12 protein-coding genes and 1 tRNA gene are annotated in these 17,986 nt (G+C 36.1%); 8 read left to right on the plus strand and 5 right to left on the minus strand.

Annotated elements, in window-relative coordinates; all coding sequences use genetic code 11:
• Positions 1–34 precede the first annotated feature (34 nt).
• From rpoB to BM201_RS15300, 3 genes are all read left to right on the plus strand, one after another.
• Positions 35–3,847: a DNA-directed RNA polymerase subunit beta gene (gene rpoB, locus BM201_RS15290; protein ID WP_092544159.1), complete on the plus strand. Its 3,813-nt coding sequence runs from the start codon at positions 35–37 to the stop codon at positions 3,845–3,847.
• Positions 3,848–3,923: 76 nt separating this feature from the next.
• Positions 3,924–8,225 (plus strand): DNA-directed RNA polymerase subunit beta', encoded by a 4,302-nt coding sequence (rpoC, locus tag BM201_RS15295; RefSeq protein WP_092544161.1) that lies wholly within the window; start codon positions 3,924–3,926, stop codon positions 8,223–8,225.
• Between the two features lie 188 nt (positions 8,226–8,413).
• Entirely contained in the window at positions 8,414–8,728 is a 315-nt protein-coding gene (locus BM201_RS15300) for a DUF3467 domain-containing protein (RefSeq protein ID WP_084839970.1), read from the plus strand.
• Between the two features lie 24 nt (positions 8,729–8,752).
• On the opposite strand, the gene BM201_RS15305 is transcribed toward BM201_RS15300, so the two are convergent.
• The 3 genes from BM201_RS15305 to BM201_RS15315 all read right to left on the minus strand — a co-directional run bounded on the left by BM201_RS15305 (position 8,753) and on the right by BM201_RS15315 (position 12,823).
• Entirely contained in the window at positions 8,753–9,310 is a 558-nt protein-coding gene (locus BM201_RS15305) for a hypothetical protein (RefSeq protein WP_139219252.1), read from the minus strand.
• 269 nt (positions 9,311–9,579) lie between these two features.
• Positions 9,580–10,947 carry an alanine/glycine:cation symporter family protein gene (locus tag BM201_RS15310; RefSeq protein WP_092544165.1) on the minus strand — a complete coding sequence of 456 codons (1,368 nt, stop codon included), beginning with the start codon at positions 10,945–10,947 and terminating at the stop codon, positions 9,580–9,582.
• Positions 10,948–11,233: 286 nt separating this feature from the next.
• Complete coding sequence (locus BM201_RS15315) at positions 11,234–12,823, minus strand: peptide chain release factor 3 (protein ID WP_092544167.1); 1,590 nt, start codon at positions 12,821–12,823, stop codon at positions 11,234–11,236.
• A gap of 162 nt (positions 12,824–12,985) precedes the next feature.
• Here BM201_RS15315 and idi point away from each other — a divergent pair, with 162 nt between their 5' ends.
• The 5 genes from idi (at position 12,986) to BM201_RS15340 (ending at position 15,368) form a co-directional block, all read left to right on the plus strand.
• Entirely contained in the window at positions 12,986–13,501 is a 516-nt protein-coding gene (idi, locus tag BM201_RS15320) for an isopentenyl-diphosphate Delta-isomerase (protein WP_092544169.1), read from the plus strand.
• A complete protein-coding gene (locus BM201_RS15325) occupies positions 13,501–13,911 on the plus strand; it encodes a 6-pyruvoyl trahydropterin synthase family protein (protein ID WP_092544171.1) in 411 nt (136 codons plus the stop codon). Before idi ends, BM201_RS15325 begins: the two co-directional genes overlap by 1 nt.
• Before the next feature lie 85 nt (positions 13,912–13,996).
• The gene (locus tag BM201_RS15330) at positions 13,997–14,263 is read left to right on the plus strand and encodes a hypothetical protein (protein WP_013070668.1); all 267 of its coding nucleotides are present in this window, start codon (positions 13,997–13,999) and stop codon (positions 14,261–14,263) included.
• Positions 14,264–14,275: 12 nt separating this feature from the next.
• Positions 14,276–14,349, plus strand: a tRNA-Thr gene (locus BM201_RS15335).
• A 329-nt stretch (positions 14,350–14,678) separates the two neighbouring features.
• On the plus strand, positions 14,679–15,368 hold the full coding sequence (locus BM201_RS15340) for a hypothetical protein (protein WP_139219254.1): 690 nt from the start codon (positions 14,679–14,681) through the stop codon (positions 15,366–15,368).
• A 135-nt stretch (positions 15,369–15,503) separates the two neighbouring features.
• On the opposite strand, the gene mqo is transcribed toward BM201_RS15340, so the two are convergent.
• Both mqo and BM201_RS15350 read right to left on the minus strand, forming a co-directional pair.
• Positions 15,504–17,012 (minus strand): malate dehydrogenase (quinone), encoded by a 1,509-nt coding sequence (gene mqo / locus BM201_RS15345; RefSeq protein ID WP_092544175.1) that lies wholly within the window; start codon positions 17,010–17,012, stop codon positions 15,504–15,506.
• Positions 17,013–17,150: 138 nt separating this feature from the next.
• The gene (locus BM201_RS15350; protein ID WP_092544177.1) at positions 17,151–17,900 is read right to left on the minus strand and encodes a DUF4369 domain-containing protein; all 750 of its coding nucleotides are present in this window, start codon (positions 17,898–17,900) and stop codon (positions 17,151–17,153) included.
• Between the last annotated feature and the right edge of the window lie 86 nt (positions 17,901–17,986).

Below are 17,986 nucleotides of genomic sequence, written 5' to 3' on the forward strand. Positions count from 1 at the left end.
ACCATTTTTTATATAAATTATAATCCGTCCATTGATGTTAGCAAAGCAAACTGAAAGATTTAGTTTCTCTTCTGTAAAGAACAGACCTGATTATCCAGATTTTTTGGATATCCAGATCAAATCTTTCCAGGATTTCTTTCAATTAGAAACAAAATCAGAAGAGCGGGGAAATGAAGGTCTTTATAATACCTTCCTTGAAAACTTCCCAATTACGGATACCCGTAACCAATTTGTATTAGAATTTTTAGATTATTTTGTAGACCCACCAAGATATTCTATTCAAGAGTGTATTGAGCGTGGTCTTACTTATAGTGTGCCTTTAAAAGCTAGGCTAAAACTATACTGTACGGATCCGGAGCATGAGGATTTTGAAACCATCGTTCAGGATGTTTATTTAGGAACTATTCCTTATATGACTCCTAGTGGTACTTTTTGTATTAACGGAGCAGAGCGTGTTGTTGTTTCGCAGCTTCACCGTTCTCCAGGAGTATTCTTTGGACAATCTTTCCACGCAAATGGAACAAAATTATATTCTGCCAGAGTAATTCCATTTAAAGGATCATGGATAGAATTTGCTACCGATATTAATAGCGTGATGTATGCTTATATCGATAGAAAGAAAAAATTACCTGTAACTACACTTTTCCGCGCAATTGGATTTGAGCGCGATAAAGATATTCTTGAAATCTTTGATCTTGCAGAAGAAGTTAAAGTTTCAAAAACAGGACTTAAAAAAGTATTAGGTAGAAAATTAGCCGCGCGTGTTCTTAACACATGGTACGAAGATTTCGTGGATGAAGATACTGGAGAAGTTGTATCAATTGAGCGTAATGAGATTGTTTTAGATCGTGATACCGAGTTAGATAAGGATCACATAGAAGAAATCCTTGAAACGGGAACTAAAACAATTCTTCTTCATAAAGAAGATAATTCTACCGGTGATTATGCTATAATTCATAATACACTTCAAAAAGATCCAACAAACTCTGAAAAAGAAGCGGTAGAGCATATTTATCGTCAATTACGTAATGCTGAACCGCCAGATGAGGAAACTGCACGAGGAATTATCGATAAGTTATTTTTCTCAGATCAGCGTTATAGTTTAGGAGAAGTTGGTCGTTATAGAATGAACAAAAAACTTGGTCTTGATGTTGCTATGGATAAGCAGGTGCTTACTAAAGAAGATATCATTACCATTGTAAAATATTTAATTGAGTTAATTAACTCTAAAGCAGAGATCGATGATATCGATCACTTATCTAACCGTCGTGTTAGAACTGTAGGAGAACAATTATCTCAGCAATTTGGTGTTGGTCTTGCACGTATGGCTCGTACTATTCGTGAAAGAATGAACGTTAGAGATAATGAGGTGTTTACGCCTATCGATCTTATTAATGCAAAGACATTGTCTTCTGTAATTAATTCGTTCTTTGGTACCAACCAGCTTTCTCAATTTATGGATCAAACAAATCCATTAGCTGAGATTACTCATAAGCGTCGTCTTTCTGCATTAGGACCTGGTGGTCTTTCCAGAGAGCGTGCTGGTTTCGAGGTTCGTGACGTTCACTATACTCACTACGGAAGATTATGTCCTATTGAGACTCCTGAAGGTCCTAACATTGGTCTTATTTCTTCGCTTTCAGTATACGCCAAGGTAAACGGAATGGGATTCATCGAAACTCCATATAGAACTGTAGAAGAAGGTAAGATCAATATTTCTGAAGAGCCTATATATCTCAGCGCAGAGGAAGAAGAAGGAAAGAAAATTGCTCAGGCAAATATTCCTTTAGGAGAAGATGGTACCATCGATACAGAAAAAGTTATAGCTCGTATGGAAGGTGACTTCCCGGTTGTAGATCCTAAAGAGGTTCATTATACCGACGTTGCACCAAACCAGATTTCATCAATTTCAGCATCATTAATTCCGTTCTTAGAACATGATGATGCGAACCGTGCATTGATGGGATCTAACATGATGCGTCAGGCAGTTCCATTGTTAAGAGCAGATTCTCCAATCGTTGGAACAGGATTGGAAAGACAAGTGGCTACAGATTCTCGTGTATTAATTAATGCTGAAGGAGAAGGTGAAGTAGAGTATGTAGACGCACAAAAAATTACAATCAAGTACGATCGTACCGAGGAAGAAAGAATGGTAAGTTTCGATTCTGATTCTAAAACTTACGATCTTATTAAATTCCGTAAAACAAACCAGGGAACTTCTATTAACCTGAAGCCAATTGTTAGCGTAGGAGATAGAGTAACTAAAGGTCAGGTATTATGTCAAGGTTATGCAACCGATAAAGGTGAATTGGCACTTGGACGTAATATGAAGGTTGCCTTTATGCCTTGGAAAGGATATAACTTTGAGGATGCGATTGTAATTTCAGAAAAAGTTGTAAGAGACGATATCTTTACTTCTATTCATATTGACGAATATTCTTTAGAGGTTCGTGATACTAAATTAGGTAACGAAGAGCTTACTAACGATATTCCTAATGTTTCTGAAGATGCTACTAAGGATCTTGATGAACACGGTATGATTAGAGTAGGTGCTGAAGTGAAGCCTGGAGATATTCTTATTGGTAAGATCACTCCAAAAGGAGAAAGTGATCCTACACCAGAAGAAAAACTTCTTAGAGCGATTTTTGGTGATAAAGCAGGAGATGTTAAAGATGCTTCATTAAAAGCTTCGCCATCTTTAAGTGGTGTGGTAATTAACAAGAAGTTATTTGCTCGTGCAATTAAAGATAAGCGTAAGAGAGCACAGGATAAGGAAGATGTTGCTGTTTTAGAGAAAAAGTACGAAGCTAAATTTGCAGTGCTTAAATCTCAACTAATAGATAAATTATTTGCTATCGTAGGTGGAAAAACAGCTCAGGGTGTACAAAACGATCTAGGAGAAGAGGTATTACCTAAAGGTAAGAAGTATACATTAAAGATGTTAAACTCTGTAGATGACTATACTCACCTTACTCAGGGAACCTGGACTACAGATGATCATACAAATGCACTTGTAGCAGATCTTCTACATAATTACAAAATTAAAGAGAACGATCTTCAGGGTAACTTAAGAAGAGAGAAATTTACAATTTCAGTAGGGGATGAGCTTCCATCAGGAATCTTAAAACTTGCAAAAGTTTACATCGCTAAGAAACGTAAACTTAAAGTAGGTGATAAGATGGCAGGACGTCACGGTAACAAAGGTATTGTTGCACGTATCGTTCGTCAGGAAGATATGCCATTCTTAGATGATGGAACACCAGTTGATATTGTATTGAATCCACTTGGGGTACCTTCTCGTATGAACATTGGTCAGATTTATGAAACTGTTCTTGGATGGGCAGGTCAAAAATTAGGTAAGAAGTATGCAACACCAATTTTTGATGGAGCTTCATTGGATAAGATCAATGAATTAACAGACGAAGCAGGAATTCCACGTTTTGGTCACACTTATCTATTTGATGGTGGTACTGGTGAGCGTTTTGATCAAAGAGCTACAGTAGGTGTAATTTATATGCTGAAATTAGGTCACATGATCGATGATAAAATGCACGCTCGTTCAATTGGGCCATACTCTCTTATTACTCAGCAACCACTTGGTGGTAAAGCTCAGTTTGGAGGTCAGCGTTTTGGTGAGATGGAGGTTTGGGCTCTTGAGGCATACGGTGCTTCAAGTACCTTAAGAGAAATCTTAACCGTAAAATCTGATGACGTGATAGGAAGGGCTAAAACTTACGAAAGTATCGTTAAAGGAGAGCCTATGCCAGAACCAGGATTACCAGAATCTTTCAATGTATTAATGCATGAGTTGAAAGGTCTTGGACTGGATTTAAAATTAGAAGAATAAAACACTGTTTTTTGGAGCGGCTATAAGTCGCTCCGATTTTCAGTATTTTCACAATAATTAGATAGCAGCATTTATTATGGCTAGAAATAATGATAAGAATACAGTACAGAGATTTAATCAAATCTCTATCGGTTTAGCTTCTCCTGAGTCTATCCTCGCAGAATCTCGTGGTGAAGTCCTTAAACCGGAAACTATCAATTATCGTACGCACAAACCAGAGCGTGACGGATTGTTCTGTGAGCGTATTTTTGGTCCTGTTAAGGATTACGAATGTGCCTGCGGAAAATATAAAAGAATACGTTACAAAGGGATCGTGTGTGACCGTTGTGGTGTAGAGGTAACAGAAAAGAAAGTTCGTAGAGACCGTGTTGGGCACATCAATTTGGTAGTTCCTGTAGCTCATATCTGGTATTTCCGTTCTTTACCAAATAAAATAGGGTATTTACTAGGTCTTCCTTCTAAGAAATTAGATATGATCATTTACTACGAGAGATACGTAGTAATTCAGCCTGGTAATGCTAAAAATGAGAATGGAGATCCTTTAAAGAAAATGGATTTCTTAACTGAAGAAGAATATCTTAATATCTTGGATGAACTTCCTCAGGAAAATTTATATTTAGAAGACAGCGACCCAAATAAGTTTATCGCTAAAATGGGAGCTGAATGTCTTATCGAAATTCTAAAAAGAATAGATCTTAATGAACTTTCTTACGAATTAAGACATAAGGCAAATAACGAAACTTCTAAACAACGTAAAACTGAAGCATTAAAACGTCTTCAAGTTGTAGAAGCACTTCGTGATGCAAATAAAAATCGTGAGAATTTACCAGAATGGATGATCATGAAGGTTATCCCGGTAATTCCACCAGAATTAAGACCTCTTGTACCTCTAGATGGTGGTCGTTTCGCAACTTCAGATCTTAACGATCTTTATAGAAGGGTGATTATTCGTAACAACCGTCTTAAGCGTTTAATGGAAATTAAAGCTCCAGAAGTAATTTTACGTAACGAAAAACGTATGCTTCAGGAATCTGTAGATTCATTATTCGATAATACAAGAAAGTCCTCAGCGGTAAAAACTGATTCTAACCGTCCGCTTAAATCCCTTTCAGATTCATTAAAAGGTAAGCAAGGACGTTTCCGTCAAAACTTACTTGGTAAGCGTGTGGATTATTCAGCACGTTCAGTAATCGTTGTTGGGCCAGAACTTAAAATGTTTGAGTGTGGTCTTCCAAAGAATATGGCGGCAGAACTTTACAAGCCTTTCGTAATCAGAAAATTAATCGAAAGAGGTATTGTAAAAACAGTGAAATCTGCGAAAAAGATTATAGATAAGAAAGAGCCAGTGGTATGGGATATCTTAGAAAATGTTCTTAAAGGACATCCTGTATTGCTAAACCGTGCTCCTACGCTTCACCGTCTTGGTATCCAGGCATTCCAGCCTAAACTTATCGAGGGTAAAGCGATACAATTACACCCATTAGCATGTACGGCATTTAACGCCGATTTTGATGGGGATCAAATGGCGGTGCATTTACCGCTTGGGCCAGAGGCTATTTTAGAAGCACAGTTATTAATGTTAGCTTCTCACAATATCCTTAACCCTGCTAATGGTTCTCCTATTACCGTACCTTCTCAGGATATGGTTCTTGGTCTTTATTATATGACCAAACTTAAAAGATCTACAGAAGAAGAACCTGTTTTAGGAGAAGGATTAACTTTCTATTCTGCTGAAGAAGTTGTAATTGCTTACAACCAGAAGAGAGTAGATCTTAACGCTCCTATTAAAATTAGAGCAAAAGATTATAACGAAGAAGGAGAGTTAGTTTACCAAATTATAGAATCTACAGTAGGTAGAGTTCTATTTAACGAGACTGTACCAGAAGTAGCTGGTTATATTAATGAGGTACTTACTAAAAAATCTCTTCGTGAAATTATTGGTAAGATCCTTAAGTTAACAAGTGTTCCTGAAACTTCAGAATTCCTTGATAAGATTAAATCTCTTGGATATGGATTCGCTTTCCGTGGTGGATTGTCTTTCAGTTTAGGTGATATTATTATCCCTGCTGAAAAACAAACAATGATCGACGAAGCTAACGAGCAGGTAGAAGGTATTATTGGTAACTATAACATGGGACTTATTACCAATAACGAACGTTATAACCAGGTAATTGACATCTGGACTTCAACAAATGCCGGTCTTACCGAATTAGCGATGAAGCGAATTCGTGAAGATAAGCAAGGATTTAACTCAGTATTCATGATGCTTGATTCTGGAGCTCGTGGATCTAAAGAGCAGATTCGTCAGCTTACAGGTATGCGTGGTCTTATGGCGAAACCTAAGAAATCTAACTCTGGTGGGGGTGAAATTATCGAAAACCCGATTCTTTCTAACTTTAAAGAAGGTCTTTCGATTCTTGAATACTTTATCTCTACTCACGGTGCTCGTAAAGGTCTTGCGGATACGGCACTTAAAACAGCAGATGCTGGTTACTTAACTCGTCGTCTTGTTGATGTTTCTCAGGATGTGATTGTAAACGAGGAAGACTGCGGAACATTAAGAGGTGTAGAAGTTAGACCACTTAAAAAGAACGAAGAGATCGTAGAATCTCTTGGAGAAAGAATATTAGGACGTATTTCTTTAAATGATGTTTATAACCCAACTTCAGATGAATTGATCGTTGAAGCTGGAGCAGAGATCACCGAGGAAATCGTTGAAATGATTGAAAAAGCACCAATCGAAAGTGTAGAGGTGCGTTCACCACTTACCTGTGAAGCGAAGAAAGGTATTTGTGTTAACTGTTACGGTCGTAACCTTGCCACAAATAAACTTGTTCAAAGAGGTGAAGCTGTAGGTGTTGTAGCTGCTCAGTCTATTGGTGAGCCTGGTACACAGCTTACGCTACGTACCTTCCACGTTGGAGGTATTGCAGGAAACATTTCAGAAGAAAACAAACTTATCACTAAGTTTGATGGTATTGCTGAAATTGATGATCTTAAAGTTGTTAAAGGAGAAGCTCCAGATGGTAGTACTTCTGATATCGTAATTTCTCGTACTGCAGAGATTAAGGTTAAGGACAAGAAAACAGGCGTTGTTCTAAGTACGAACAACATTCCTTATGGTTCTGAAATCTTTATCGAAAACGGAGTAGAGATCGAAAAAGGTACTACAGTATGTCAGTGGGATCCATATAACGGTGTGATCATTTCTGAATTTGCTGGTAAGATCAAATACGAAAATGTAGAACAAGGTGTTACTTATCAGGTTGAGATTGATGAGCAAACAGGATTCCAGGAAAAAGTAATTTCTGAATCTCGTAACAAAAAGCTTATCCCAACCTTGCATATTCTAGGTAAGAAAGACGAAGTAATTCGCTCTTATAACTTGCCGGTAGGTGCTCACCTTATGGTAGATAATGCTGAGAAAATTGGAGTTGGTAAGATTTTAGTGAAGATTCCTCGTAAATCATCTAAAGCGGGTGATATTACCGGTGGTCTTCCAAGGGTGACTGAGCTTTTCGAAGCACGTAACCCATCTAACCCAGCTGTAGTTTCAGAAATTGATGGTGTTGTTTCGTTTGGTAAGATTAAACGTGGTAACCGTGAGATTATCGTTGAGTCTAAATTAGGAGAGGTGAAGAAGTACTTAGTTAAACTTTCTAACCAAATCTTAGTTCAGGAAAATGATTATGTTCGTGCCGGTATGCCACTTTCTGATGGATCTATTACTCCAGAAGATATCCTTAACATTAAAGGGCCAAACGCAGTACAGCAGTATCTTGTAAATGAAGTACAGGAAGTATATCGACTACAAGGGGTGAAGATTAATGATAAGCATTTTGAAGTTGTTGTACGCCAGATGATGCGTAAAGTAAGAATTGTTGATCCAGGAGATACTATTTTCTTAGAAAATCAATTAGTTCATAAATCAGACTTTATCGAAGAAAACGATAAGATCTTTGGAATGAAAGTAATTGAAGATGCTGGAGATTCAGAAAACCTAAAACCAGGACAAATTGTTTCTCTAAGAGAGCTAAGAGACGAAAATTCTCAGCTTAGAAGAGAAGATAAGAATCTGGCTTCAGCAAGAGACGTTGTTGCAGCAACTGCAACTCCGGTTCTTCAGGGTATTACAAGAGCATCACTTCAAACGAAGTCATTTATCTCTGCTGCATCCTTCCAGGAAACTACTAAGGTATTGAACGAAGCTGCTGTAAGCGGTAAGATCGATTCTTTAGAAGGACTTAAGGAAAATGTAATTGTAGGACATAGAATCCCTGCAGGTACAGGTATGCGTAAATACGATAGCATTATTGTTGGTTCTAAGGAAGAATTCGACGAAATGCTAGAGAAAAAGCAGGAAGTTAATTATAACTAATAGCGAAGTTCTTGATAAAGAACATACGTGATAAACAGCAAAATCCCGTCTTGATAAATTCAACGACGGGATTTTTTGTATTTTTAAAGAAATAATTAGATCGGGAATTGTTGAAAATCGATATTTTAACCCATTATTTATTCTGAAAAGAAATTAAGTCTCTCGATAATTGAAAAAAACATTTAAAGATGAGTGAAGAGAAGAAGCCGAAACAAGGCCAGATTAATATTGAATTAGATGAAGCTGTTGCTGAAGGAACCTATTCTAATCTTGCCATAATAAATCATTCTATCTCAGAATTTGTGGTAGATTTTGTGAATATTATGCCGGGGAAACCCAAAAGTAAGGTGAAAAGCAGAATTATTCTTACACCGCAGCACGCAAAACGCTTTTTAAAAGCATTAGCCGATAATGTAGAACGATTTGAGAAACAACACGGTGAAATAAAAGATTACGAAAAATCACCAATTCCAATGAATTTTGGTCCAACAGGGCAAGCTTAAAGGATGTCCTGAAATTATATAATATTAGCCTTCAGATTCGATAAATTTGGAGGCTTTTGTATTTTTATTCATTTCTGTAGGATCTTCCTTGGATCTATGGAAGATGAGATCTAGCATAGAAAGTTTGTAATTTGATAACAAGAGAAGTATCATTTCAAAAATAAATAGGCTAAGATATATGGGAATGATGAAATTCAAGATATTAAGAAAACCATAAAAACCATTTTTCCAGTTATTAGAATTTTCTTGATAGAAAAAGCCCTCAAGCACGGCAGTTTGCCAATACATATGGCTGGATTCCATAACGAGGCTATTTTCTGCTTTATACATGGCTTTTAGAGTGTTGTAACGATCTGTTTGATATTTTACCACTCTGCCTTTGATCTTTGGATCCGTAAATTCTTCAACTATAATTGTTTTCGATCCTCGTTCATCTGTAATATTCTCTAGACCTAGTTCTTTTTGGTCTGTTGCCCTTGTTGTGAAACCAATATAGCTACCATGATCTGATGGTAATAGATCATTTCTGATATATTTAGAAGAAAAACCACCAATCATAAAGTATATGAAAATAACAGGCATTACTAGTAGATAATGGAAAGGTTTTCTTGAAAAGGCTAAAGTTATCACTCCTAATAGTAACGAAGTAAGTCCGCAAAGTAATGAACATAAGAGTATAGCACTTATATTCTCCAAACTCCAATGAAAGTTAAATATCACTACTATGGACGTAACTGAGAAAAGCATGAATGCTGTTCCAGCTAAAAATAAAATGAGATTTGAGAGTATAGTTTGTTCTCTCAATTCTTCAATTTTTCGGATTATTTCGTTTAAGAAAGATTTCTTCAAAATCACTTATACTGGCTAAAATATAACTTTGCCTGTTTCATAACTCTAGGCGCAAGTATCAATGTGGAGATCATAGTTGGAATTGCCATTAGGGCAAAGAAACCATCAATAAGATTCAGGATGATACTTTGTTCTGTAGTGGCGCCAAGCATAATACTAATAATGTAAAAATAGTTGTACCAATGCTTATGTTTTGCTCCAATTAGGAAAGAAAGACATTTGGTTCCGTAGTAAGAATATGAAAATAGCGACGAAATACTAAATGCTGCAATACAAATTAGTAATAAGTAAGGCCCAAAAACCGGGATAGAATCACCAAATGCTTTAGCGGTTAAAGCAACACCACTAGCTTCACTGGTTTGCCAAACGCCCGTAACCAAAATTGTAAGTGCAGTTAATGTACAAACCACCAATGTATCTATTGCTGGCCCAAGCATTGCTACCAGTCCTTCACGAATAGGCTGAGAGGTTTTACTAGCACCGTGAGCCATAGTTGCAGTACCAATACCCGCTTCGTTAGAAAATGCGCCGCGACGTATCCCAAGCAGAATCAATCCGCCTAACAATCCGCCAAAAAGAGGATCTCCTTGGTAATTATTTGCAGCAAAAGCATCTGTGAAAATTAGAGAAATATACTGCGGAAGTTGTTCAAAATTGATAAATAGAATCGCTAAAACTGAAAAGAAGTAAAGCACAACCATTGCAGGAACAAGCTTGGAAACCGTTCGGCTAATTCGATATAAGCCGCCTAAAACCACAATTGAAGTGATGACCGTAAGAATAACACCAATAGAAAAATTAGAAACGTTTCCGGTAGCTATTCCGTTTGGTTCTAAAAGTATCGAATTGATCGCTTTGGTAAGCTGGTTAACATTAAAAATAGGTAAAGCACCAATTAGTCCCGCAACACTAAAAATAATTGCCAAAAACTTCCAATTTCGGCCCAGACCTTCTACAATAAAATACATCACACCACCCTGAATTTTTCCTTCAGAGTCTTTACCGCGATACATTACGGCTAACGTATTGGTGAAAAATTTAGTAGCCATTCCCACAATAGCGCTCACCCAAAGCCAAAAAACAGCACCCGGGCCACCCACGGCAATGGCGACAGCAACACCGGCAATATTTCCCATCCCAACCGTGCTACTTAAAGCCGTAGCTAGAGCCTGAAAATGATTAATTTCACCCGGATCGTTAGGATCGTCATATTTACCTTTTAAAAGATCGATAGAATGACCTAAATATCGAAACGGAAGAAATTTAGAGTAAATCAGTAAAAATATTCCACCGCCAATAAGCAAGATAACCAATGGCAATCCCCAAACGGCAGAGGCAAAATCTGCGACAAACTTGTCGATACTTTCCATAATTCAGCTTTATGCCGAAAATATAGTAAATAAACAGCTATTCTTGATCGTTTAAGGCTAAGTTTCGTGAATATTTCAATTTAATTTTTTTTGAATATTCATAATACATATAAGAGATGAAGTCACCCTGAACTTGGTTCAGGGTCTCATCCTTAAAGTACTGTTTTTCAAAATCTGTATGAGATTCCGGATCAAGTCCGGAATGACAAAATCACAATTAGTACAAATACCGGACAATCAATTTAATTAAGCATAATCCCGAAGGGAAAAAAAGCATCAGTGATGCTTAAAATTCCGAAGTAAAATGAAATTTGATCGAAGGATATTTTTGCTGAGTCATCTGTAAAGAGAATTGAGAATCGGCTAAAAATACCAATTGTCCTTGTTTGTCTTGAGCTAAGAATTTAGATTTTACACGTTTGAAATCTTTAAATTCTTCGCTCTTTTCATCTTCAGCTTCTACCCAGGTTGCTTTAAAAACATTCAGATTTTCGTAGGTACATTTCGCACCGTATTCGTGCTCTAATCGATACTGGATCACTTCAAACTGAAGCGCTCCTACGGTTCCAATAACTTTACGTCCATTAAATTCTAGTACAAAAAGCTGCGCAACACCTTCATCCATTAACTGGTCGACACCTTTTTCTAATTGCTTAGATTTCATAGGATCGGCGTTGTTGATATATCTAAAATGTTCTGGCGAGAAACTTGGGATTCCGCGGTAATTTAAAGTTTCACCTTCAGTAAGTGTATCACCAATTTTAAAGTTTCCGGTGTCATGAAGTCCTACAATATCACCTGCGTAAGAAGTATCTACGATCTCTTTCTTTTCAGCAAAAAACGCATTTGGGCTAGAGAATTTCAGGTTTTTACCATGGCGAACATGCAAATAGTTCTTATTTCTTTCAAATTTCCCAGAAACGATCTTAACAAAAGCCAATCTATCACGGTGCTTAGGATCCATATTGGCATGAATCTTAAATACAAATCCGGTAAATTTATCTTCAGCAGGCTCAACTACTCGAATATCACTTTCTTTTGGTCTTGGTGGCGGCGCAATATCAATAAAACAATCTAGCAATTCACGAACACCAAAATTGTTTAAAGCCGAACCAAAAAATACGGGTTGTAAACGACCTTCCAGGTAAGCTTTGTTTTCAAATTCCGGATAAACACCTTGCGCAAGTTCTAACTCATCACGAAGTTCATCTGCAGATTCCGCTCCGATTAAATCATCTAACTCAGACGAACTAAGATCTGAAATTTCGATAGTATCTTCGATGTCTTTTCTAGGGTCACCCGTAAACAGGTTTACGTTCTTTTCCCAAATATTGTAGATTCCTTTAAAGTCGTATCCCATCCCAATAGGATAAGAAAGAGGAGTTACCGTTAGATTTAATTTTTGTTCAATTTCATCTAAAAGCTCAAATGCATCTTTACCTTCACGATCTAATTTATTGATAAAAACGATCATTGGGATATTACGCATACGGCAAACTTCTACCAGCTTTTCAGTTTGCTCCTCGACCCCTTTTGCGACATCGATTACCACAATTACACTATCAACAGCCGTTAAGGTTCTAAACGTATCTTCAGCAAAATCCTTGTGACCCGGCGTATCCAGAATATTAATTTTGATGTCTTTATATTCGAATGCCAAAACCGAAGTCGCTACAGAAATCCCACGCTGGCGCTCGATCTCCATAAAGTCACTGGTCGCTCCTTTTTTGATCTTATTCGATTTTACTGCACCCGCTTCCTGAATCGCACCTCCAAAAAGAAGGAGCTTTTCAGTTAATGTTGTCTTACCAGCATCTGGGTGAGAAATGATACCAAATGTTCTTCTACGTCGTAATTCTTTCTGAAAAGTTTTCATCTACCGATATTTGAGGCGCAAAAATACTATTATTTTAAGGAATTTTAAACATGCGTTGTGCGTTCTATTTAAAGCTGATTGACTAATATTGAATTTTGGCCGCAAAAACATAGATTTTTAAGATAAGTACGATTTTGTACATTTGGAGCTCTAAATTTTATGATGGGAACAGATCAGGTAATATTAGTGAACGAAAAAGACGAGCAGATCGGCTTAATGGAAAAGATTGAAGCGCACGAAAAAGCTTTACTACATCGTGCATTTTCGGTTTTTGTATTCAATAAAAATGGAGAGCTTATGCTGCAACAGCGTGCGCTAACCAAATATCATACACCGGGACTGTGGACCAATACCTGCTGTAGCCATCAACGCGAAGGAGAATCGAATATCGAGGCAGGCAAACGCCGATTGATGGAAGAAATGGGATTTACGACAGAACTTAAGGACACTATTTCTTTTATCTACAAAGCTCCATTCCAAAATGGACTTACAGAGCATGAGTTCGACCATATTTTGGTTGGCCATTATGATGAAGATCCAAATCCAAACCCAGATGAAGTTAATGCCTGGAAATGGGTGAGTTTAGAAGAAGTGAAAGAAGATATGAAAGTGAATCCAGATGTTTATACCGAGTGGTTTAAGATCATATTCGATAAATATTATAATCATATTTCGTAATGAGATTAACCGTACATAGAAAAGCTCATTTTAACGCCGCACATCGACTTTTTAAAAAGGAGTGGAGCGACGAGAAGAACTTCGAGGTGTTTGGAAAATGCAGTAACCCAAATTTTCACGGGCATAATTACGAGCTAATTGTCGCGGTAACGGGAGAGGTAGATCCAGAAACCGGATTTGTTATGGATCTTAAACGATTAAAGGATCTAATTTATACTGAAGTGGAAACACCTTTTGATCATAAAAATCTGAATGTTGAGGTTGAAGAATTTAAAAGTTTAAATCCAACTGCAGAAAATATTGCCGTGGTGATTTGGAATAAATTACGCGATAAACTTAGAGCAAATTTAGACCTTGAGGTAACGCTATACGAAACCCCTAGAAACTACGTTTCTTATAAAGGAGAATAAAAATTAATAGTTACTTAAAATTTTTTCTGAAAAAGTGTTTTTATATTCAGAAAATGATTTAAATTCGCAGCCGAAATTATAAGCTATGGCAAGTAAAAGATTATTGAAGAGAGATGTGAATAATGTATTTGGTGACATCATCGAAGCAGCATACATTCACCAGGAAGCTAATCCAGAAGAGGATAAAGCAAAAACAGAAGCCATAGTTGATGAAGCTATCGCAGATTTTGACGAATTAATCGTAAAGATCAACCAAAAGGATGTAGAGAATAAATCTCAGCATTTTAAAGCGATAGAAAAAGAACTAGAAGCTAAAGCTGAAAAGCTTATTGAAAAAGTAAACGCTCTTTAATAAAAGAGTAATGCCGATGTAGCTCAGCTGGCTAGAGCAGCTGATTTGTAATCAGCAGGTCGTGGGTTCGAGTCCCTCCATCGGCTCAAACAAAAAACTCCTTAGATTTTTCTAAGGAGTTTTTTGTTTTAATGTTTAACACAAATTATCTTTAATGCAAAGAAATTACTTTATAGTATTTTTACTATTAACATTTGTTATTTTCCAGAGTTGCTCCTCTGATGATAGCGAAAGAACAGAAACTTCTAATCAAAATGTTAAAACAAGTAAATGGATATCTGCAACCTATCGTAGAAATTATGATGGTTCTTTACAAATCAGTGATTCTACTGTATCTTATTTAAAAAATAATAAAATAATTGAAAGTGTTTATCATAGATATAGAGTGAATTATAATAATAATCAAACCGTTTCAGTGGATATATCGAATGCAAGCTATCAATATAATTCAGATGGAAAACTTGTAAAATCAATGAGGGTGCAAGATGATAGTGTTCTTGCGAGTTTGGAATTTAACTATGATGAAGAGGGACGATTAGAGAGTTATGTGAATTTTATTGAAGATGATTATGATGACAACTATTATAAATCTGTTTTTACTTATACCCAAGATGCTATATATACTAGTTCTTTTACCAAAAAGGATATTGATGATGAATATATAGAAAATCCTGAAACGTATAAATATGTTTTTTCAGAAAAAGGAGATCTAGTTTATTACGAAGCCAATGGCCCGTATTATTCAGATAATGATAATAATACCGTTATTTCGACGTATGATGATAATTCTAATAAAATAAGTGTAAATCAGTTTGGGAACGTAGAATATGTTTACATATATACGGAATATTTTAATCCCGAAGCATTTATTTATGATGCTACTTTTGGTAAAGAAGTATATAATCTATTAGGTGGCGAAACCAATGCTTTTGCAACCAGAGAAACCTCTAAGAATGTTTTACAAAGTGTGAATGATATTTTAAAACCAGAGGAAGAATATAAAATTGAAGCAACTATTGACGAGGAAACTAATGTTGCAACAAAAATTACTTATGAAGATGGTTACCAAAACCAAGTGATAGTTAATGAGTTTATCTTAGAATAAAAAAAGGATAATAAAAAACTCCTTGGGTTGTAAGATTTAAGGAGTTTTTTGTTTTTAAATACTTTACACATGTATTATTTGAAATTCTAAGTCTAGAATCTAGCTTCTAAATTCTCACATCTCACATCTAATTAATTAATGCAATACATCCAACTCTAATAATTTGGATGTTTTTTTCTGAATTTCTCTAAATTCCTCTTTATTTTCTTCAGAAATTTTTCGGTTCCAAAAAGGGATCATTTCATCTAATTTGGCTTTTACTGTTTCTTCTTTTAGTTTCCCTGGAAAAGCAATTTTTAGCACATCGATCATAATATGTACTGCGGTTGAAGCTCCTGGCGAAGCGCCTAATAGCGCTGTGATTTTGCCATCTTTAGAATGAACAACATCTGTCCCAAATTCTAGCGTCCCACCTTGTTCTTCATCTTTTTTAATTATCTGTACACGTTGGCCTGCAACCTTTAATTCCCATTCGTTCGATTTGGCATCCTTTACAAAAGTTCTAAGCTCATTCATTCGATCTTCATGATCCATTTTAATTTGCTCTAGCAAATATTTTGTAAGCGGAATGTTATGCCAGAAAACACCCCACATCGATGGGATATTGTCTAATTTTATCGATTTTGGTAGATCTAGTAAAGAACCCTCTTTTAAAAATTTAGTGCTAAAACCTGCAAAAGGACCAAATAGCAATTGCTTTTTTCCATTAATGAAACGACTATCTAAGTGCGGTGTAGACATTGGTGGTGCATCTGGTCCGGCTTTGCTGTAAACTTTTGCGTGGTGTTTCTCGATGACTTCCTGGTTTTTACAAAATAGCCATTGGCCACTTACCGGGAATCCGCCATAACCTTCTTTTTCTTCGATATCTACTTTTTGAAGTAGGGGAAGTGCGCCACCACCGGCACCAATAAAAACATGCTCACTATCGTAATAAGTTTTATAGCCTGTTTTATTATATTTTACTTCAACTAACCAGTCATCTTTTCCATCGGGATCGATATCCAATACATCATGATCTAAAAGAATAGGGACATTAAATTCTTCTTTTAGAATTTTAAAAAATTGCTCGGTTAGATTTCCAAAATTAACTCCCGTTCCTAATTCCATTCTTGTTCCCGCCATAGGCTCAGATGGGTTTCGATCTTTCATGATCAACGGAAACCATTCCTTAAGATCTTCAGGTTTTTTAGAAAATTTCATTTCTTCGAACATGAAGCTCTTAGTCATTTCAGCATGTCTTTTTTTTAGAAAATCAACATTGTCTTGTCCGGTAACCCAACTATGATGCGGTAAAGAATGAATAAAGCTTTTGGGCTTTTTCAGCATATCTTTTTCTAGTAAATACGACCAGAATTGCTTGGATTGTTCGTATTGCTGAAAGATTTCTTTGGCTTGAGAAATATCGATGCTGCCATCTTCCTGCTGTGGTGTATAATTTAGCTCGCAAAATGCAGAATGGCCCGTACCCGAATTATTCCAGGCTTCAGTACTTTCTTGTGCGACATCTTTTAAACGTTCAAAAATTATAAGATTGGCATCGGGATCGATGATTTTGGTCATAAGTGCTAAAGTTGCACTCATAATTCCGCCACCAATACATATTAAATCATACTTTTCTTTGGGATTGGGTTTTGCAATCATATAAGCCTTTTTCTCAAAGTTAAAGAAAAGGACCTGCAAGCTATACTAAGGTTCTCTTAAAGCTTAGTATTGATTTTCTTGAATTTAGGAATAAAAAAAACCGCTAAAAAGCGGCTTGGAATTTTATATTTTCAGGAATTAAGAATTCGCTTCTTCATTTTCAGCTTCAATTTTCTCCTCTAATTTCTCTTCTTCGCGACGTTCTTTTAGAAATTCTTTAAGTTGCTTACCGTATTTCGATTTTTGTACGTTCTTTTCTAACGAACCGTAGATCGTATCAAGATACTTTATGTTCGCGTCAAAAACTTCAGATAAAGCCAAATAAGGAGCTAATTCTAAGTCTTTATTGTTAAGAGCAAAGTTTACCGTGTAAAGGTATTTTCTTTTAAGAAGGCGATCGTAGCGATTATCTAGTTCTATAAGCTTTTCTTCATCTTCAGCTTTTTGAGCTTCAAAATTTTCTTTGATAATATCAAGGTTACTATCGTTAAAACGACTCATCATTTTACGATATTCCATTAATTTTTCCTGGTTTTTAGAACCGGTGATCTTAGCATCGGTTTCAAATTTTTCTAAGGAAGTATTTATTTTAACCTCTCCCTGATCTGCAAAGAAATCAAGACGATCATCAAATTCAGAATTATCGATCTTGTTTAGATATAGATACATCATTTGCGGGCTATCGATATTGGCCTCCAATAAAAAATTAGAATCTCCATTAATTGTAACAGAATCTATATTTACTAAAGATGTATCTTCGATCATTTGGAGGTAAAGCGTACCTTTTTTAAGTCCTTTTATATTCCCAGAAACTTTTAAGTTGGTTTCTTTTTGAGAGCAGGCAATTATGCTAAGAACTGTAAGTAAAAGTAAGCTAAGTTTTTTCATTGTATCGTATTGGTTTTTAAGCAGGGCAAATATCTTATATTTTTCTATTTTATAACTATTATTGGCGGGTTAAAATTTGAATTCCT

It is taken from the genome of Zunongwangia mangrovi (genome assembly GCF_900112105.1).
Taxonomy (GTDB): Bacteria; Bacteroidota; Bacteroidia; order Flavobacteriales; family Flavobacteriaceae; genus Zunongwangia; species Zunongwangia mangrovi.

What these genes read in the sequence shown, in the direction of transcription:
- BM201_RS15315 (WP_092544167.1), bottom strand. Translation starts at nt 12,823, where the DNA reads ATGAAAACTTTTCAGAAAGAATTACGACGTAGAAGAACATTTGGTATC.
- BM201_RS15350 (WP_092544177.1), bottom strand. Translation starts at nt 17,900, where the DNA reads ATGAAAAAACTTAGCTTACTTTTACTTACAGTTCTTAGCATAATTGCC.
- rpoB (WP_092544159.1), top strand. Translation starts at nt 35, where the DNA reads ATGTTAGCAAAGCAAACTGAAAGATTTAGTTTCTCTTCTGTAAAGAAC.
- mqo (WP_092544175.1), bottom strand. Translation starts at nt 17,012, where the DNA reads ATGATTGCAAAACCCAATCCCAAAGAAAAGTATGATTTAATATGTATT.
- BM201_RS15305 (WP_139219252.1), bottom strand. Translation starts at nt 9,310, where the DNA reads ATGCCTGTTATTTTCATATACTTTATGATTGGTGGTTTTTCTTCTAAA.
- rpoC (WP_092544161.1), top strand. Translation starts at nt 3,924, where the DNA reads ATGGCTAGAAATAATGATAAGAATACAGTACAGAGATTTAATCAAATC.
- idi (WP_092544169.1), top strand. Translation starts at nt 12,986, where the DNA reads ATGGGAACAGATCAGGTAATATTAGTGAACGAAAAAGACGAGCAGATC.
- BM201_RS15325 (WP_092544171.1), top strand. Translation starts at nt 13,501, where the DNA reads ATGAGATTAACCGTACATAGAAAAGCTCATTTTAACGCCGCACATCGA.
- BM201_RS15330 (WP_013070668.1), top strand. Translation starts at nt 13,997, where the DNA reads ATGGCAAGTAAAAGATTATTGAAGAGAGATGTGAATAATGTATTTGGT.
- BM201_RS15310 (WP_092544165.1), bottom strand. Translation starts at nt 10,947, where the DNA reads ATGGAAAGTATCGACAAGTTTGTCGCAGATTTTGCCTCTGCCGTTTGG.
- BM201_RS15300 (WP_084839970.1), top strand. Translation starts at nt 8,414, where the DNA reads ATGAGTGAAGAGAAGAAGCCGAAACAAGGCCAGATTAATATTGAATTA.